11 protein-coding genes are annotated in these 16060 nt (G+C 65.7%); 3 read left to right on the forward strand and 8 right to left on the reverse strand.

Annotated elements, in window-relative coordinates; translation table 11 throughout:
* Positions 1-27: 27 nt before the first annotated feature.
* From ACRQ5Q_RS06880 to ACRQ5Q_RS06895, 4 genes are all read right to left on the reverse strand, one after another.
* Entirely contained in the window at positions 28-258 is a 231-nt protein-coding gene (locus ACRQ5Q_RS06880; protein ID WP_439396621.1) for a hypothetical protein, read from the reverse strand.
* A 194-nt stretch (positions 259-452) separates the two neighbouring features.
* Positions 453-2042, reverse strand: a complete 1590-nt coding sequence (locus tag ACRQ5Q_RS06885; RefSeq protein ID WP_439373533.1) for a gamma-glutamyltransferase family protein — start codon at positions 2040-2042, stop codon at positions 453-455.
* A gap of 287 nt (positions 2043-2329) precedes the next feature.
* Complete coding sequence (locus tag ACRQ5Q_RS06890) at positions 2330-2506, reverse strand: hypothetical protein (RefSeq protein WP_439373534.1); 177 nt, start codon at positions 2504-2506, stop codon at positions 2330-2332.
* Positions 2507-2516: 10 nt separating this feature from the next.
* Positions 2517-2750, reverse strand: a complete 234-nt coding sequence (locus ACRQ5Q_RS06895) for a DUF6894 family protein (protein WP_018646193.1) — start codon at positions 2748-2750, stop codon at positions 2517-2519.
* 196 nt (positions 2751-2946) lie between these two features.
* Between ACRQ5Q_RS06895 and ACRQ5Q_RS06900 the strand changes: the two genes are divergently transcribed.
* From ACRQ5Q_RS06900 to ACRQ5Q_RS06910, 3 genes are all read left to right on the forward strand, one after another.
* Positions 2947-5019, forward strand: a complete 2073-nt coding sequence (locus ACRQ5Q_RS06900; RefSeq protein WP_439396623.1) for a PQQ-dependent sugar dehydrogenase — start codon at positions 2947-2949, stop codon at positions 5017-5019.
* Positions 4976-5914, forward strand: coding sequence for an SMP-30/gluconolactonase/LRE family protein (locus tag ACRQ5Q_RS06905; RefSeq protein WP_439373535.1), 939 nt, complete (start codon positions 4976-4978; stop codon positions 5912-5914). Before ACRQ5Q_RS06900 ends, ACRQ5Q_RS06905 begins: the two co-directional genes overlap by 44 nt.
* A gap of 186 nt (positions 5915-6100) precedes the next feature.
* Complete coding sequence (locus ACRQ5Q_RS06910; RefSeq protein ID WP_439373536.1) at positions 6101-7126, forward strand: histone deacetylase family protein; 1026 nt, start codon at positions 6101-6103, stop codon at positions 7124-7126.
* A 137-nt stretch (positions 7127-7263) separates the two neighbouring features.
* On the opposite strand, the gene ACRQ5Q_RS06915 is transcribed toward ACRQ5Q_RS06910, so the two are convergent.
* The 4 genes from ACRQ5Q_RS06915 to ACRQ5Q_RS06930 form a co-directional block, all read right to left on the reverse strand.
* Complete coding sequence (locus ACRQ5Q_RS06915) at positions 7264-8244, reverse strand: LLM class flavin-dependent oxidoreductase (RefSeq protein ID WP_439396625.1); 981 nt, start codon at positions 8242-8244, stop codon at positions 7264-7266.
* Positions 8241-8972, reverse strand: coding sequence for a 4'-phosphopantetheinyl transferase family protein (locus tag ACRQ5Q_RS06920; protein ID WP_439396627.1), 732 nt, complete (start codon positions 8970-8972; stop codon positions 8241-8243). Before ACRQ5Q_RS06920 ends, ACRQ5Q_RS06915 begins: the two co-directional genes overlap by 4 nt.
* A gap of 247 nt (positions 8973-9219) precedes the next feature.
* Positions 9220-9390 (reverse strand): hypothetical protein, encoded by a 171-nt coding sequence (locus ACRQ5Q_RS06925; RefSeq protein ID WP_439373539.1) that lies wholly within the window; start codon positions 9388-9390, stop codon positions 9220-9222.
* 144 nt (positions 9391-9534) lie between these two features.
* Entirely contained in the window at positions 9535-15969 is a 6435-nt protein-coding gene (locus tag ACRQ5Q_RS06930; RefSeq protein WP_439396629.1) for an amino acid adenylation domain-containing protein, read from the reverse strand.
* Positions 15970-16060: the final 91 nt, after the last annotated feature.

The following is a 16060-nucleotide window of genomic DNA, read 5'->3' on the forward strand; positions in this document are numbered from 1 at the left end:
GACGCCTTGCAGGAATGCCAGCCCGCGTCAGCAGCGGCCCTGCTTCCACAGTCCGGGCGGGCAGCCGTGACCGCGCCAGCCGACCTTGCGCCCATGGTACCATCCGTACGGCGCGCCATGGTGATGATGACCCATCGAATGGCCATGACCATGGCCGTGACCGTGTCCACCGCCATGGCCGCCCTTGGCCATCACGGGACTGGTGAGCGTGAGGCCGGCTGCAACGATCAGCGAAGCTGCGAGCGCAAGTTTCTTCATGTGTGTCCTCCAGTGGGGCGAGCGCACTTGTCCGTTCAATGAACGAACGATGCGCAGCTAAGTTCCTCGCAAATGTGGACGGGTCGTGACGCTCGTGGAGATGTTCAATCGCGCATCGGCTCAACGCGTGCTGGCACATTCTCGCTCGCGACGTGCAAGCGGTTCACCGCGGGTACGCTCTCTCGTCAGCGGACTCAGGCTTCCGCCACAGCATCGGCCCAGGGCTGGAAGATGTCGACGGCGCCGGAATTGACCTCGCCCTCGCGCATCACGACGCTCGGGCAGGCGAATTTTTGCGGCAGCGCCTGCACCGGGCTCTCCTCGTAGTCGAAGCGCGCGGCCAGCGTCTTGCGTATGCCCGCCGGCAAACGTGGATCGCCGATCACCACCGCGCCCTCGCTGGCGTCGATGCGCGGCTGGTGGATGGCGGCATCCAGATCCATGCCGTAGTCCATCGCAAAGGATACGAGCTGCATCACCGACGGCAGGATGCGGCGGCCGCCGGAGGCGCCGGCCGCAAGACGCTTGCCGTCCTTCGTCTCAGCGATGACGGGCGTGTAGTTGCAGAGGCAGCGCTTGCCAGGGGCGAGCGAGTTGGTGGTGCCCGGCGTCGGGTCGAACCACATGATGCCGTTGTTCATGGCGATGCCGGTGTGCGGCGTCACGTATTTCGAGCCGAAGGACGACAGCAGCGTCTGCGTCACCGCGGCGATGTTGCCGTGGCGGTCGACCACGGAGAAATGCGTGGTGCAGGCGGGCGCGAGATATTCGGCGCCGAGCGAGCGCTTGCCGTCGGCATCGCCCATGTCCTTGAGCCGCTCGCGGAAGGCGGCCTGCAAGGCGAGCGCATATTCACCGTAAGCGGCTGCATCGGGCTCGCTTGCCGGCTTCAAATTCTGCTGCAGCAGACGCAGCGCATGCGCCAGGGTTGGCCCGGCCGTGAGCTCGGGCGTCGCATACACCTTGCCGTCGCGATAGGGAATCGCCAGCGGGTCGCGCAGATGGCTGCGGAACGCGGCGAGATCCTCCACCGACAGCGAGCCGCCATCAGCCTTGATGTCGGAGGCGATGCTCCTGGCGAGATCGCCCTGGTAGAAGTCGCGCGGCCCGGCCTCGGCAAGATGCGACAGCGTCGCCTTCAGACCGTCCAGCGGCAGCCGCGTCTCGGACTTGATGCCCCAGGGCGCGCTCGGCGGCAGGCCTTCCTTCAGGAACGTCGCCGCGCTTGCGGGATAGCGCCTGAGGTCCGCCGCCGAGTTCGCGATCGTCAGCGTGGTCCACCAATCGACCAGCATGCCTTCGCCGGCGAGTGCGACAGCCGGCGCGACCAAATCCTTCCACGGCAGCTTCGCGTAGCGCTGATGTGCCTCCTCCATGCCGGCGACGACGCCTGGCACTGCGACCGAGCCTGGCCCGTGGATGTTGCGATCGTCCTTCACCCGCGACCAGGGGAAGAGATCGGAGGCCGCACCCTGGCCGCCGAGCGGATAATCCGCAACGCGCAGACTTTGCGGCGCACACATGCCGTAGTCGATCACTTCAGTGCGATTTTCCCTGGCGCGGTGGAGCACCATCGCGCCGCCGCCGCCAATACCGCTGTTCCAGGGCTCGAGCACGTTCAGGGCAAAGGTGGTTGCCACGATCGCGTCCACGCAGTCGCCGCCCGCCGCCAGCACCGCCGCTCCCACCTCGGCCGCCCGCCGCGACTGCGCAGCGACGATGCCGCCCTTGGACTTGACGGCGGGCTTGCGGACGGTTTGGGCGAGGCTGAACTGATGAGGCATGGCGTCGTGTTTTCTGCGTCTTGTTCTATGTGTTGGATTCGTTGCGTTGGCGTCGAGGCTCCGCGTTGGCGAGCCTGCGGACAATGGCACAGTGCGGCCAACGAGAACAAAGGGAGGCGCGACATGGCAGGTGTGAAGCAAGCGCGGGGTGGCGCGGTCGGAGTTCCGACCCTCGACGAGCCCGCGAGCCTGAACGCGATGACGCCCAAACGCATCATGGCCGGGACAAGCCCCGGCCATGATGCGAAGGACACTGAATCAGCTGGAAAGCGTGGAGGCCGCAGCGCTCAGAGCGAGCGGTCGAGCCGGCTTGCCTGATACTTGGCGCGCCATTTCGGACCCGGGCCGCGCATGTAGTGAAGCTCGGGGCGGTAGGGGTTGCCGGCCACCTTCACCAGCGTCTGCCACTTGCTGACGACGAAGGTCAGGGGCTGGCGAAGCAGGCTGAGTGAAGCGAGTATCATGGCATCGACCTCAGTGCGGCTTGCCGAGCATGGCGGTGAAGGGGAGATCGAAGATCTCCTCGCCGTCGTCATCGCTGACATGGATCACCCAGTCGCGCCAGTCCTCGGCACCGGGCGTCTGGATCATCGAGTGCATGATCTGGGTCGCGCGGTCGCGCGCCTCGGTCAGACTGGCGACGGCGGCGCCGTAACGGTCGATCAGCGTGCCCTCGGTGTTGGAGCAGTGAAAATAGACCTGGACCATAAGCGCCTCCTGTAGAAAGCGATTGGGCAAACAGATACCACCCCAAGCCTTCGCGAAACATTCGGGTCGAGCCCGGTAAGGGAATTTACGGAGATTGGTCGGCACCAAAGTCGTTACAGGTTTAGTCACAGGCGAGGGATGACTGGACGGCGCCCAGGCCTCATGGAACAAGCGTCCCCGGGAGTCGGGGGCCACCGTGAACCAGTTCAAATTCGGGAGCGAACGGCAACATCTGCGCCTTCTGGCTGCGGTCTTGGCCGGCGCACTGCTCGGCTTGGCCCCGGCTTCGTCCGAACCGATCAGGAAGAGCGGCTACGCGATCGGCACCGGTAGTTGCGGCAGCGGCGACCTCGTTTTTCCCAGGATCCAGATCGACATGAAGGCGGGATTTTGCGCCGGCCTCGTTGCCAGCGAAGAGGATCGCCTCAAATTCCCACGCTCGATCGTCCAGGTGCCTGGTCGCGACCTGTTCGTGGTGGCCGACATGGGCGGCTGGGGTCACACCGACGGGCGGCTGTTGCTGCTCGATCCGCACGCGCCCCCGGGGCAACGCTTCAAGGAGCTGCTGACGGGGCTCGAATACCCGTTCGGCCTCGTCGTCGGCCCGGACAGGAAGCTCTATGCCTCGACCGCCGAGGCGATCTTCCGGTTCGACCCGCTCGCGGACAATCCACACGGCACAATCGAGACCATCGTCCGTCATATGCCCGGCCGCCGGATCACGCTGCCTGACGGCACGAAGCTCGACGAGAGTGCGCACCCGCTCAAGCAGTTCGTGTTCGATCGGAACGGCCGGCTGTTCGTCAATGTCGGCTCGCACAGCGACGACTGCATCACGCCGGCGCCGATCAACAAGCCCTGCGCCGCGGCCGAAAGCGGCTCGGCGATGGCCGCGATCTGGCTGTTCACGCCGCCCGCAGGCGGCGTCTTCCCGGCATTGAAACCTGGCGACCCTGATCCGCCGCACACGGTCTATGCGCGCGGCCTCCGCAACTCGATGGCGCTGGCGCTGCATCCGATGTTTCCGGATGCCGGCTACGCCTTTCTGCAAGGCGAGAACGGCCGCGACCTGCCCGATAACTTCAAACCGAACGAGGAGATCAATGCGATCGAGCAGGGCCGGCACTACGGTTGGCCGTATTGCTATGACCTGTCGACGCCGAGCCCCGAATTCAGGCTCGTGCTGCAATCGGGCATCTACAAATCGTTCTGCTCAGCCAATCCGCTCTACAAGCCGCCGATCTCGCTGATGCCGCCGCACGGCGCGCCGCTCGCGATGCTCTATTACCACGGAGCCAAATTTCCGGAGCTGGAGGGCAAGCTGCTGGTCGGCCTGCACGGCTACCGTCCGACCGGCAGCCGCGTCCTCATCTACGATGTCGACGATCACGGTTTCCCCAAGCCGAGCGCTCCGCCGGTGCGATATCACGTCAGTTGCGCTGCCGATCCCACGCGCAGTTTCCAGACCGACGCCGGCGAGGTCGCTGCCGCGCCCTTCGATGAGCTGATCGCAGGCTGGCACCGCGTCAACGGAGCGCGGCCGCAAGGCGCGCCGGTCGGCATGACGGTCGCGGAGGACGGCGCCATCTGGCTGGTCGAGGACAAGAACCAGACCGTGATCCGCATCGATCGCGCCGCGGGCGATCCGCCTCAGCCGCTCTCCTGCGACGCGCGCAGCCAGGCGATGATCGACCAGCTCGCGGCCTTCGTCGCCAGCGATGCGCAGAACAGCATTCGCCTCACCACCTTGCGCAAGGGCCTCGTCGAGAAGCACTGCCTCGGCTGCCATTCCGATTTCGGCCTTAAGGCAAGCCAAACTGACGCGGAGAAGGACGCAATAGCGCTGCGCTTCGTGCTGGCGCAGGACGGCTGGATCTATCCGGGAGATCCCGATGCCGGCAAGCTGCGCACACGCCTGCGCGGCCTCGGCGCCGAGAAGCTGATGCCGCCGGGCGGCGAGAGCCTGCCGAAGACGGAGGCCGGTTACACGCGCCTGCTCGATACTGCGGACCTGCTCGTCGCCAAGATGGTTCCGGGCACGCGGATGCGGATCAAGCCCGGCCCGCCGCAGCGTAAGTTTTTCAGCAAAGCCAACAAGGAATGCGGCGAAATACCGGCCGCCAAGGTCGTCGTCGTGACACAAAGGAGCGCTGTAGACAGACCCGGCTTCAGTCGCTTCTTCCGGCCGGCCGATCCCTATCTGAATGGCGAGTGCACCGACGACGATGGCTACTACATCCGGCAGGAATTTCTGGTGCCTGTGCAGTAGCATCCTGCTTGTCGCGACGCCGCCGGCCGCTGCCGAAACAAAACTGTTCGATAGCGTGCAGGTGACGCCCGCCGGCGAATACACATTCGGCATCGAAGGGCCCGCCGCCGATCTCGACGGCAACCTGTTCGTCGTTAATCTCGGCAAGCCCGGCACCATCGGCAAATTGCCCGCGGGCGCCGCCGCTTCGGCGCTGTTCGCGACACTCCCCGAAGGCAGCGTCGGCAACGCGATCCGTTTCGATCGCAGCGGCACCATGTTCATCGCCGACTACAAGAAGCACAACATCTTCGCGATGGCGAAGGGTGCGACCGAGCCTGCCGTCTGGTTTCACTCCGACGAGATGAGCCAGCCCAACGATATCACTATCGCCCGCGACGGCACGATCTATGCGAGCGATCCGAACTGGAGGGGACGCGAGGGCCACATTTGGCGCATCGCCAGGCGAGCAGACGGTACGGTGCAGGGCCAGGTGATGTCGGCGCCGCGCGCGATGGGCACTACCAACGGCATCGATCTCAGCCCTGACGGCAAGACGCTCTATGTCGGCGAATCCAGCAGCGGCCAGATCTGGTCCTATGCGATCAACGGCAACGAGCTCACCGGTGCAAAGCTTGTCAAGGCGTTCCAGCCCGACACGATCGATGGCCTGCGCACGGACGTTGCCGGCCGTCTCTATGTCGCGCGCATTCTCAAGGGCACGATCGCGCTGATGAAGCCGACCGGCGCGGTCGAGCGCGAGATCCCGCTGAGGGCCAAGGAGCCGACCAACCTTGCCTTCGGCGGCAGCGACGGCAAGACCGTCTTCGTCACCCAGCGCCAGGGCGGCTTCATCGAGGCCTTCCGCACCGACCAGCAGGGCCGCGAGCACTGTCTTCAGCGCGGGCGCTGCTGAGCCGGCGGTCTGCTTCCCGTGCAGAACAGTGGCGTGAGGGCGGCATTCTTCTTGCTTGCATCGGGCCGCCGCAGGCATCAAGACAGCTGTGGCACCGTCAAAGCGTTTTCAAGCGAAGTGGATACCGGTTCGCGCAAAAAAACGCGTCAGAACAAGAATCCAGCACGCGACCCACGGAGTGTTTCAGTGAAAGCCGTCCATACCGAACTGCACCGCAGCCACGATCCGCAATTCTTCCTGGTGCGCGGCGTCGTCAAGCGCACCACCGAGCAGCCCGAGCGCGCCGACCGCCTGCTCAAGGGCCTCAAGGACGGCAAGCATCAACTGGTCGAGCCGACGGCATTCGGGCAGGGGCCGCGCGCACGCATTCACAGCCCGGAATATCTGTCGTTCCTGAGCGAAGCTTGGAACGCCTGGACCGCGCTCGGCGATTCCGGTCCGGAGATGATCGGCAACATCCATCCCGTGCGCCACGCCGCGACCTATCCCACCCACATCGTCGGCAAGCTCGGCTGGCATACCGCCGACACCGCGGCGCCGATCGGTCCGGGCACCTGGGCCGCGGCCTGTGCCGCAACGGACGTTGCGGTCACTGCCGCGCAAATGGTGATGGATGGGGAGGATGCGACCTACGCGCTCTGCCGTCCGCCCGGCCATCACGCCTATCGCGACATGGCCGGCGGCTTCTGCTTCCTCAACAACAGTGCGATCGCCGCGGCGCATCTGCGGCTCAAGCACGAGCGCGTCGTGATCCTCGACGTCGACGTTCATCACGGCAACGGCACGCAAGGCATCTTCTACGCGCGACCGGATGTGTACACGATCTCGATCCATGCCGATCCGGTCGCGTACTATCCTTATGTGTGGGGTTACGCGCATGAGCGCGGCGAAGGCCCGGGCCTCGGCGCCAATCTCAACATTCCGCTGCCCATCGGCACCGGCGATGACGGCTACATGCAGGCGATGGACGTCGCACGCAAGGCAATCGAGTCCTTCGCACCCGGCGCCCTCGTCATCGCACTCGGCTTGGATGCCTCCGAACACGATCCGCTGAAGGGCCTCGCCGTCACCACGCCCGGCTTCCGCCGCATCGGCCAGGCCATCGCGAGGCTGGCCCTGCCGACCGTGTTCGTGCAGGAAGGCGGCTATCTCTCGGATATCCTCGGCGCGAATTTGACTTCGGTGCTGGCGGGATTTGAAGAGGCAAGGTGACTTTCGCTGAATGGACCGTCATTCTCCTTCATTGCGAGCGAAGCGAAGCAATCCAGAATCTTTCCCCGGCATCAGTCTGGATTGCTTCGTCGCAAGGGCTCCTCGCAATGACGATGTGGATGCAGTGTGATCAGTAGTCAAAACATCCCGCTTGCCGTCAGCGCCTTGCAGACGTGCTGCATCTCGGTCTCGTCCGCGACCATGTCGAGCATGATCGTGGTCAGCCCCTTCGCCGCAAACGCCCTCAGCCTGGCGCCGATCTCCTCGTAGCTGCCGACGAGATAGGGGCAGTCCGCCTGGAACGTCAGGAACGGCAGCAGCCAGTAGCCGTTGGGCTGAAGCTCGCCGCTTTGCCCCTCGTACAGCCGCCGCTTCCACACGGAGTCGCTGTTCTCAACGGTGAGTGCGAGCAGCTCGCGATCATCGGTGCTGTCGCGGAAGCGCGCCTTGGCCGCCTGCCGCGCCTCTTCGCTTCTCTCCCTTGCGAAGATGCCGAAGTTCACGCCGGGTGCCGCGAGGCCATCATCGAGATCTGGCGGCAGCATCTGCATCTTGATGCAGCCGGTCTCTCTGGCGACGCGCTGCGCCGCTTCCGATTGGCCGGCGATCAGGAATTCCGGCATCAGCTCCGCCGGCAGGCGCGGACGAAGCTGCAGGTTGCTCGCGCGATAGAACCGGCCCTTGATCGTCACCGGTCGCGGGCTCGAGAGCAGCTGGCGCATCAGCGCGACGAACTCGCCGAGCCTGACATAGCGATCGGCATGGGTCTGCTCGTCGCCGAGCCCCTGCAGGTCGCTGATCGCCGTCCCCGTGATCATGTTGAGATAGACCTTGCGACCGTAGAGCTGTGCAAAAGACGAGACGAATTTCGCCGCCGTAAACGGGTGCATGTAGACCGGGTTGACGGCGATCAACGGCGAGCTCTGCGTCGTCTTCGCCATGATGTGCTGGGCCATCGCCCAGGGCTCGACGAACACGTCGTTGCCTTCGAACAGCAGAATGCCTTCGAAGCCGTTGCGGTCGGCGAACTCCGCCACCCGCATCAGCTCACCGACATATTGCTTGGGATCGCGGTTGCGCGAGATCGCAGGGAAGACACGCAGCCGCGAGGACGTCATTCAGCGGCTTCCTGGAGCGGCCAGGCATTGTGGTTGATGGGAAGGCCGCCGCGCGCCCGGGAGCCGTCGGCGATCGCGAGGCGATGCGAGGGCGAGGGCGAGCACAGCGAGAAGTGCCAGCCGTCGGGATCGTCGGCGATGTCGGGCTTGAAGCTGATCTCGATGGCCTCGCGCGAGATCTGCATCGCGAAGGCGTCGAGCGGCAGGTTGAGGCCGAAACCCTTGGCCTTCAGATAGGCTTCCTTGAGCGTCCAATAGTCGAAGAATCGCTCTATCGCCGCCGGCTCTGGCAGCTTGCGCAACGTTTCGACCTCCTCCGGCGCAAAGAAGCGATCCGCAGTGGAAAGCGGGGCCACACTCCGTGACACGGTTTCGACGTCGACGCCGACAGCCTCATGCCCGGATACGACGCAGGCAACGCAGCCGTCGGCGTGCGACAGGCTGAAATGCAGCGCGGTCGAGGTTTGGGGCGATGCAACAAACGGGCGACCATAGCGGCCGGCCCCAAAGGACCAGGCGGTCGGAGCGACATTTGGCGCGACCTGCGACAGCGCCAGACGGAGCATGGCGTGCGCGTAAATATATTGCCGCCGATGCCGCTCGAACTTGAAACGGTCGGCGCGGATCCGTTCGTCGACCGACAGCAGCCGTCGGCACGCATCGGCTGCGCCTGGCGTGTCAATGGTCGCGATCAGTCCGACAAACAGTTCAATTCTGTCGTCTGCCATCAATTGGGCCTTTGGCGTCAGGCAGAGGCCCAAGCCCCGGCTCTGACGGAAGAATCAACTGAGCAAGAATCAACCAGTGGACCGGTCTTAGCGGTCCACCCAGGCAAATTCTTGTCGATTTGCAGGCCGGTCTTCGGGCGCAAGCTTGCGCGAGACCCCAACTCGACCAGCGAGCGGCCCGATTTAAAAACCGGAGGCCGAAAAAATGAAGCCTGAAAGATTGGTGCGGCGTCCCTGCCGACTAGTCTTACTTTTTCTTCTTGGCCTTCTTCTTCGTGCCGCCCAGCATCGAAAGGCTGGCATCGACGTCCTTCAGCGCGGACTGCAGCTTCTTCTTCTCGCCGGCCAGCAGTTTTTGCAGGGCCTTGCGGTCCTTGTCGCTCAACGAGGTACCCTTGGTAAATTTGATGAAACCCATAACGCACTCCCCCGGTTTTGAAAAAAATCGTCCAAATCAAAAAGACGCGAATAATCTTGCGCGGTGGCGCCAAATAATCAAGATGCAACTTGATCATGCACAGCTTTGACGAGTGAACCTGTATTCGACCTCGTGCACGGCCGGTCATGCCGCCTTGCGCGCGAGCAATTGGCCGAGTGGTGTGCCGGGTTGGGCAACCGCTGCCTCCAGCAGCGCGACGAGCTCTGCCATCCATGTGCGAACCGTGCCGCCGTCCAGGAGCTCGTGCTTGTAATTACATGAACCGGTGATTCCTGTCGGGCGCTCTTTCAGCATGAGCGACAGCCAGGTCTGGTCGATCGGCAGCACCGGCTGGCCCTCGCGCGCGACGTTTCCGATCGATTGCACCGCAATCTCCGGCAGGTCGAGCGGCTGGCGCAGCGGATTCTGCAGCGTGAAATAGACCTGGAGCAGCGCTGCGGGGTCGATCCCCTCCCGCTCCAGATGGTCGGCCAGCATGTTGAACGGCAGCTCCTGCCGTGCATGCGCATCGAGCACGCTCTGGCGTACCCGGTTCAGGGCCTGCGTGAACGACAGATCCGCAGTGATTGTCGTACGGACGATCACCGTGTTCTCGAACGGGCCGACGATGCGGTCGGTGTCCGGCTGGGCGCGATTGGCCATGGCGGTGGCGACCGAGATGTCGGTGCGGCCGGTCCGCGCCAGCAGCACGGCCTTCAGGCCGGTGAGCAGGCACATGAACAGCGTGCCATTGTGCTGACCGGCGAACGCTGTGAGCCGTGCGATCAGATCGGGCTCGAGCCCGAGCGGATGGTGCCCGGTGGACGCGCCCGGGTCCGCTTCGCCCTCGAAGATCGCGGCCGCGCCGCGCAGATTCTCCGTCCAGTCGGCGGCCTGGCGGCGGGCGGCGTCGGTGCCGCACCACCAGCGCTGCCAGCGCGCGACGTCCGAAAAGGCCGGAGGCGTCGGGAGCGGCGGCGCGGGGCGCCTGGCCAGCGCCGCATAGCGGTTCGACAATTCGTCGAACAGCACGCCGATCGACCAGCCATCGGCAATGACATGATGGATCGTCAGCAGCAGCACGTGGTCGTCGGCATGGAGCCGCAACAGCCGCGCCCGCAATAGCGGCGGCCGCGCGATGTCGAACGGCGTATAGGTCTCCTGTTCGATCAGCAGATCGATCTTCCGCAGTTCGAGCGCCTTGCGCCGCTTGTTGTTGTGCGGCCGACCGTCGCCGATGACCTCGACGGTGAGGACGGGCCCGAGCTCGCTGGGAGTGGCGATGCGGCTGACGGGCTCGTCGCCGTTCCGGCCGAAACCGGTCCGCAGCGATTCGTGGCGGCGCACGATGTCGCCGAATGCTTGCGCGAGGATGGCCGGATCGAGCGGGCCCTCTAGACGGAAGGCAAAGGGCAGGTTGAACAGCGGCAGGCCGGGCAGTTTCTGCTCGATCCGAATCATCTGGTCCTGTGCCATCGAGAGCGTCGGCGGCCCGCTTGCGATCAGCCGCGAGATGCTTGTGGCAAGGTTGCGCGGCTTCGCTGCCACGGCTTCGTCGACACGACGGGCAAGCTCTTCGACGGTCGGCGCTTCGAAAATGGTCTTGATCGGCAGCGATACGCCGAGCGCGCGGGCGACGCGCGCCATCACCTGGCCGGCCAGCAGCGAATGGCCGCCGAGATCGAAGAAATTGTCTGTCACTCCCAGGCTCTCGACCTTCAGCAGGTCGATCCAGATGTCGGAGAGCACCTTTTCGGTGAAGCGCCGCGCCGGCACGGCGGCATCGGGGTCGGTCGTTTGCAGCTGCGCGGGCGCCAGCAGCGCGGAGCGATCGATCTTGCCATGGGCGTTGAGCGGCACCTGGTCGAGGAACAGGAAGGCGGAGGGGACGGCATGGCCGGGCAGCCGGCTCTTCAGGAATTCGCGCAGGTCGCTGGCGCTGACCCGGCTGCCGGGCTTCGCAACGATATGGGCGATGAGCCTGACATCGCCGCTCGCCTCGCGGCGCGGTTCGACGATGCCGGTGCGCACGCCAGGATGGTCGGCAAGCGCATTCTCGATCTCCTTGAGCTCGATGCGGTAGCCGCGGATCTTGACCTGATGGTCGGCGCGGCCGAGGCATTCGATCATGCCGTCGGTGCGGCGACGGGCGAGATCGCCGGTGCGGTACAGGCGGGAGCCCGCCTGGCGCGAAAACGGATCGGGCAGGAACCGCTGCCGGCTCTGCGCGGGATCGTTGACATAGCCACGGCCGACGCCGGCGCCGCCGATGCAGAGCTCGCCGGTCACGCCGACCGGCTGCGGCTGGAGGTCGGCGTCGAGCACGTAGAGCTGGGTGTTCGGCAGCGGCGCGCCGACCGGAACGTTGCCCGTCGCTATCGCGGGCGCCCTGGTCAGACGATGAAGCGACACGTCGTCGGAACATTCCGACGCTCCATAGGCATTGATCAGCGGCACGTTCGGACAGCGGGCGAACCAGGTGCGGCAGAGGTCGATGGGCAAGGGCTCGCCGGTCGAGATCAGGAGCCGCAACTTCGCGAAGGCGCGCCGGACCGGCGCTTCGTGCATGCGATCGAGGATCACACGGAGCAGCGAGGGGACGATCTCGAGCACGGTGATGTGCTCGCGCTCGATCTCCCGCGCGAGCAGGATCGGGTCCTGCACGATCGCGGTGCCGCAGACATGTACGCGCGCGCCTATCATCGGGCCTGCGAGAAATTGCCAGACAGAAATCACAAAACTCTGCGGCGCGGTCTGCGCGATCACGTCCTTGGGCGACAGCTTCAGCTCGGAAATCAGCGAGGCCAGATGGTTCGACATGCCGCGCTGCTCGATCATGACGCCCTTCGGCGCGCCGGAGGAGCCGGACGTATAGATGAGATAGGCAAGGCTCGATGCTGTGCGCCGCGCGGCGCGGGCCGGCTTGGTTGCGCCTGGGGCGATGGTGTCGTCGATCTCGGCCACCTGGATGCGCTCGACCAGCGGCTCGAGCAGCGCGGCGACCATGGCCGATTGGGCGCGCCCTGTCAGCAGCACGCGGGCGCAGCTCGATCCGAGGATGGTCGCCAGTCGCGCCGTCGGCTGGTCCGGATCGAGGTTCAGGAAGGCCGCGCCCACGCGCTGCACCGCGATCATGGCGGCGAGCAGATCGGGGCCGCGCTCGGCGAGCAAGGCGACCACCGTCTCGGCCCCGACGCCCTCGCGAACGAGCCAGCGCGCGATCGCCTGGCTGCGGCGCACCAGCTCGCGATAACGCAGGGATGCGCGGCCGTCCGACACCGCGATCGCGTTCGGCGTCCTCTTCGCCTGGCGGTCGAAGCGTTCGCAGAAATTGCCGCGTGCGGCGAAGTTGGCGGGCACGCCGTGGCCTTTTGCCAGCAACTGCCGGCGTTCGGCCTCGGTCAGCAGCGGCAGGCGCGAGATGCGCTGTTCCGGGTCTGCGATGACGGCCTTGAGCAGTGTCTTGAACTGCGAGGCCATGCTTGCGATCGTTGCCGCGTCGAACAGATCGGTGGCGTATTCGAAGAAGCCGGTGAACCGCCCGTCGGCCTCGACCAGTTCGAGGGTGATGTCGAAGCGCGCAACTAGCGGATCCACCTCCAGCCGTCGCGTCGACAGGCCGGGAAAGCGTGCCGCCTCGATCGAGGCGTTCTGGAGGATGAACATGATCCGGAACAGCGGATTGCCGTCCGTCCTTCGCGCGACCTGCAGCGCGCGCAGTACCTCCTCGATCGCAAGGTCCTGGTTGCGGTAGGCGTCCAGCGTCACCTGACGCACCCTCCGCAACATCTCGCCGAAGCTCGGATCGCCGCCAAAATCGTTGCGCAGGATCAGGGTGTTGGCGAACAGCCCGATCAGGCGCTCGCTCTCGATCTGGTTGCGATTGGCAATCAGCGATCCCGTGGCGACGTCTTCGTGTCCAGTGTGGCGGAACAGGAGACACTGGAAGGTCGCGAGCAGGGTCATGAAGGGCGTCACGCCCTGGGCCTGGCTCAGCGCACGGACGTCGCCCGAGAGGGTCCTGGAGAACTCGAAATAGTGACGGGCGCCATGACCGCTCCAGACCTCCGGCCGTGGCCGGTCGGTCCGCAGCGGCAGCGTCGTGACGCCGTCGAGCTGCGTCCGCCAGTAATCGAGCTGCTCCTTCGCCGCCGGCGTCTGCGCCCAGTTCTGCTGCCAGAGCGCGAAGTCGCGATACTGGAAGGCGGGCGAGGGCAGCGCCGCCACGTCCTTCCTGTGTGCCGCGGCATAGTGGGCGGCGAGTTCCTCCCAGAACAACCGCTGCGACCAGCCGTCGGTGACGAGGTGATGGACGTTGACGACCAGCGCGTGGCTGGATGTGTCGAACGACAGCAGCGTGACTTTCAGCGGCGCTTCGTGTGCCAGATCGAATGGATACTGCGCGAGCTTGAGTGCCTCACGCCTGATCACCCCGACCCGCTTGTCCGCGGGGCAGGGCTTGAACTTGATCCGCTCGAACCGTGGCGGGGATTGCAGCACGCGCTGCGCGGGCTCGCCCTGCCGTTCGATGAAGACCGAGCGCAGCGCCTCGTGGCGTGCGCAGATCGCGGTGAGGCTCGCGGAAAGTGCGGCGACGTCGACCCGGCCTTTCAGCATTGCGACTTCGACGACATTGTAATTGTAGCGGGTGGGGTCGAGCCGCGAGAGCAGGTACATCCGTTGCTGCTGGAACGACAGCGGCGCGTCCGCTGCCGCCGCCTGGCGCCAGGCCGGTAATGACGCATCGCGATGGGCTGCCGCGGTCTCCAGCCGGGCCGCGAGCGCCGCCACCGTGGCGCAATCGAAAATGTCCTCGAAGGAGAAGTCGACGTTGAAGCGTTCGCGCAGGCGCGAGCGCATCTGTGTCACCGCGAGCGAGTCCGCGCCGAGCGCGAACACGTCCTGATCGATGCCGACCCGGGGCAGCTCCAGCAAGCCGGCCCAGATCGCGGCGAGCTGAGTCTCCAGCGCATTGCGCGGCAGGCGCGTCTCGCCGGCATCCGCAGTCTCTGCGATCAACCCGGCCAGCGCATTCCGCTTGACCTTGCCGCTGGCGCCCTTCGGCAGCGCGGGCACGCCGCGGATCAGGCTCGGCACCTTGTAAGCCGCAAGGCGCTTTCGCGCGAACTGGCGCAACTGGTCCGAGCTCGCCTCGGAATTCGGCCGCAGCACCACGACGGCGGCGACGTTCTCGCCGAGCTTTGGGTGCGGAACGGCAAATACGCCGGCCTCCAGCACCGCCGGATGGCCGAGCAACACGTCTTCCACCTCCAGCGGCGAGACCTTCTGGCCGCCGCGGTTGATCACGTCCTTGATGCGGCCGACGATGAAGAGATAGCCGTCGGCGTCGAGATAGCCGAGATCGCCGGTCCGGAACCAGCCATCGCGGAAGGCCGCTTGCGTCGCCGCCTCGTCATTATAGTAGCCGCGCGTCATGTTCGCCCCGCGCAGCACGATCTCGCCGCGCTCGCCGCTCGCAAGCGTACGGCCCGTCTCGTCCATGATGGCGATCTCGGGCCCCGCGGCGCGGCCGACCGACCCGACCTTGCGCAGCTCGAATGGGTTGGCGGCGATCTGCGAGGCCGCTTCCGTCATGCCGTAGGTCTCGAGCACGGGAACGCCGAACGTCGCCTCCAGCCCGGCAAGGATCGCGGGCGCGAGTGAGGCCGAGGCCGAGCGGATCACGCGCAGCGACGAGGCCCCGACGCGGTCGGGATTCGCTTCCGCCGCCGTCAGCAGCGCGCGATGGATGGTCGGCACCGCCGTGTACCAGGTCGGCTGCAGCTCTCGCATCCAGCCGAAGAAGGACGCGGCGTCGAAGCCGTCGGTGCAGATCACGCTCGAGCCCGCGGCCAATGCCGTCAGAAGACCGGAGATCAAGCCATGGGCGTGAAACAGCGGCAGGACGTTGAGCAGGCGATCATGCGACGTCAGCGACAGCACTCGGCCGGCATTAAAGGCGGAGAGGCACACGTTACGATGCGTCAGCGGCACCATTTTCGGCCGCGCCGCCGTGCCCGATGTCAGCAGGATGAAGGCATCCTCGTCGCCGCGCGAGGCGCCGCTCGTGCCCGCAGGCCCGATGGTCGGGCCCATGAAAGTGCAGCCGCCGAGATCGTCTTTCGGCCCCGGCACGAAATCGATCACGGTGATGCCAAGCGCCTTGGCGACGTCGCGACTGGGCGAGTTCATGTCGGCGCGGGTGACGAGTGCGGTCAGCTTCAATTCGCTGAAATAGCGTTGCAGCTCGTCCGCGGTCAGATCGGGATTGACCGGGATGCAGGCGCAGCTCGAGGCGACCGCGATCAGCGCGAGCGCGCTGTCGGCGCCGCGCGGCAGCGCAACGGCGATCCGGTCCGCAGGCGCGATGCCGAGCCCGCGCAGCATGCGCACGAGATCCTGCGTCCGCTCGCCAAGCGCGCCATAGGTGAGTGCCGGCCGGCCGGGGGCGAGGAGAGCGGCCGCCGCAGGAATCCTGCGGGCGTGGAAGTCGAGAAGGCCGCCGATATGGGAAAAGATCTTCGTTTCCAGGCTCGCGCCGGCCGATCCCGCTCCGGATGCAATATCCGACAATGCCATTCCCTTTTGATCTGATTGGGCTATTCTTCTCAAGAGTTAGGGAACGCGTCCAGTCTGAGGTGACGTTCGGGCCCCAAAATCTGTGGTTGAG

Source organism: Bradyrhizobium sp. PMVTL-01 (genome assembly GCF_051861855.1).
Classification (GTDB): Bacteria; Pseudomonadota; Alphaproteobacteria; order Rhizobiales; family Xanthobacteraceae; genus Bradyrhizobium.

Coding starts and splice junctions, on each gene's coding strand:
- ACRQ5Q_RS06880 (WP_439396621.1), bottom strand. CDS start 258: ATGAAGAAACTTGCGCTCGCAGCTTCGCTGATCGTTGCAGCCGGCCTC.
- ACRQ5Q_RS06885 (WP_439373533.1), bottom strand. CDS start 2,042: ATGCCTCATCAGTTCAGCCTCGCCCAAACCGTCCGCAAGCCCGCCGTC.
- ACRQ5Q_RS06890 (WP_439373534.1), bottom strand. CDS start 2,506: ATGATACTCGCTTCACTCAGCCTGCTTCGCCAGCCCCTGACCTTCGTC.
- ACRQ5Q_RS06895 (WP_018646193.1), bottom strand. CDS start 2,750: ATGGTCCAGGTCTATTTTCACTGCTCCAACACCGAGGGCACGCTGATC.
- ACRQ5Q_RS06905 (WP_439373535.1), top strand. CDS start 4,976: ATGGCTACTACATCCGGCAGGAATTTCTGGTGCCTGTGCAGTAGCATC.
- ACRQ5Q_RS06915 (WP_439396625.1), bottom strand. CDS start 8,244: ATGACGTCCTCGCGGCTGCGTGTCTTCCCTGCGATCTCGCGCAACCGC.
- ACRQ5Q_RS06920 (WP_439396627.1), bottom strand. CDS start 8,972: ATGGCAGACGACAGAATTGAACTGTTTGTCGGACTGATCGCGACCATT.
- ACRQ5Q_RS06925 (WP_439373539.1), bottom strand. CDS start 9,390: ATGGGTTTCATCAAATTTACCAAGGGTACCTCGTTGAGCGACAAGGAC.
- ACRQ5Q_RS06930 (WP_439396629.1), bottom strand. CDS start 15,969: ATGGCATTGTCGGATATTGCATCCGGAGCGGGATCGGCCGGCGCGAGC.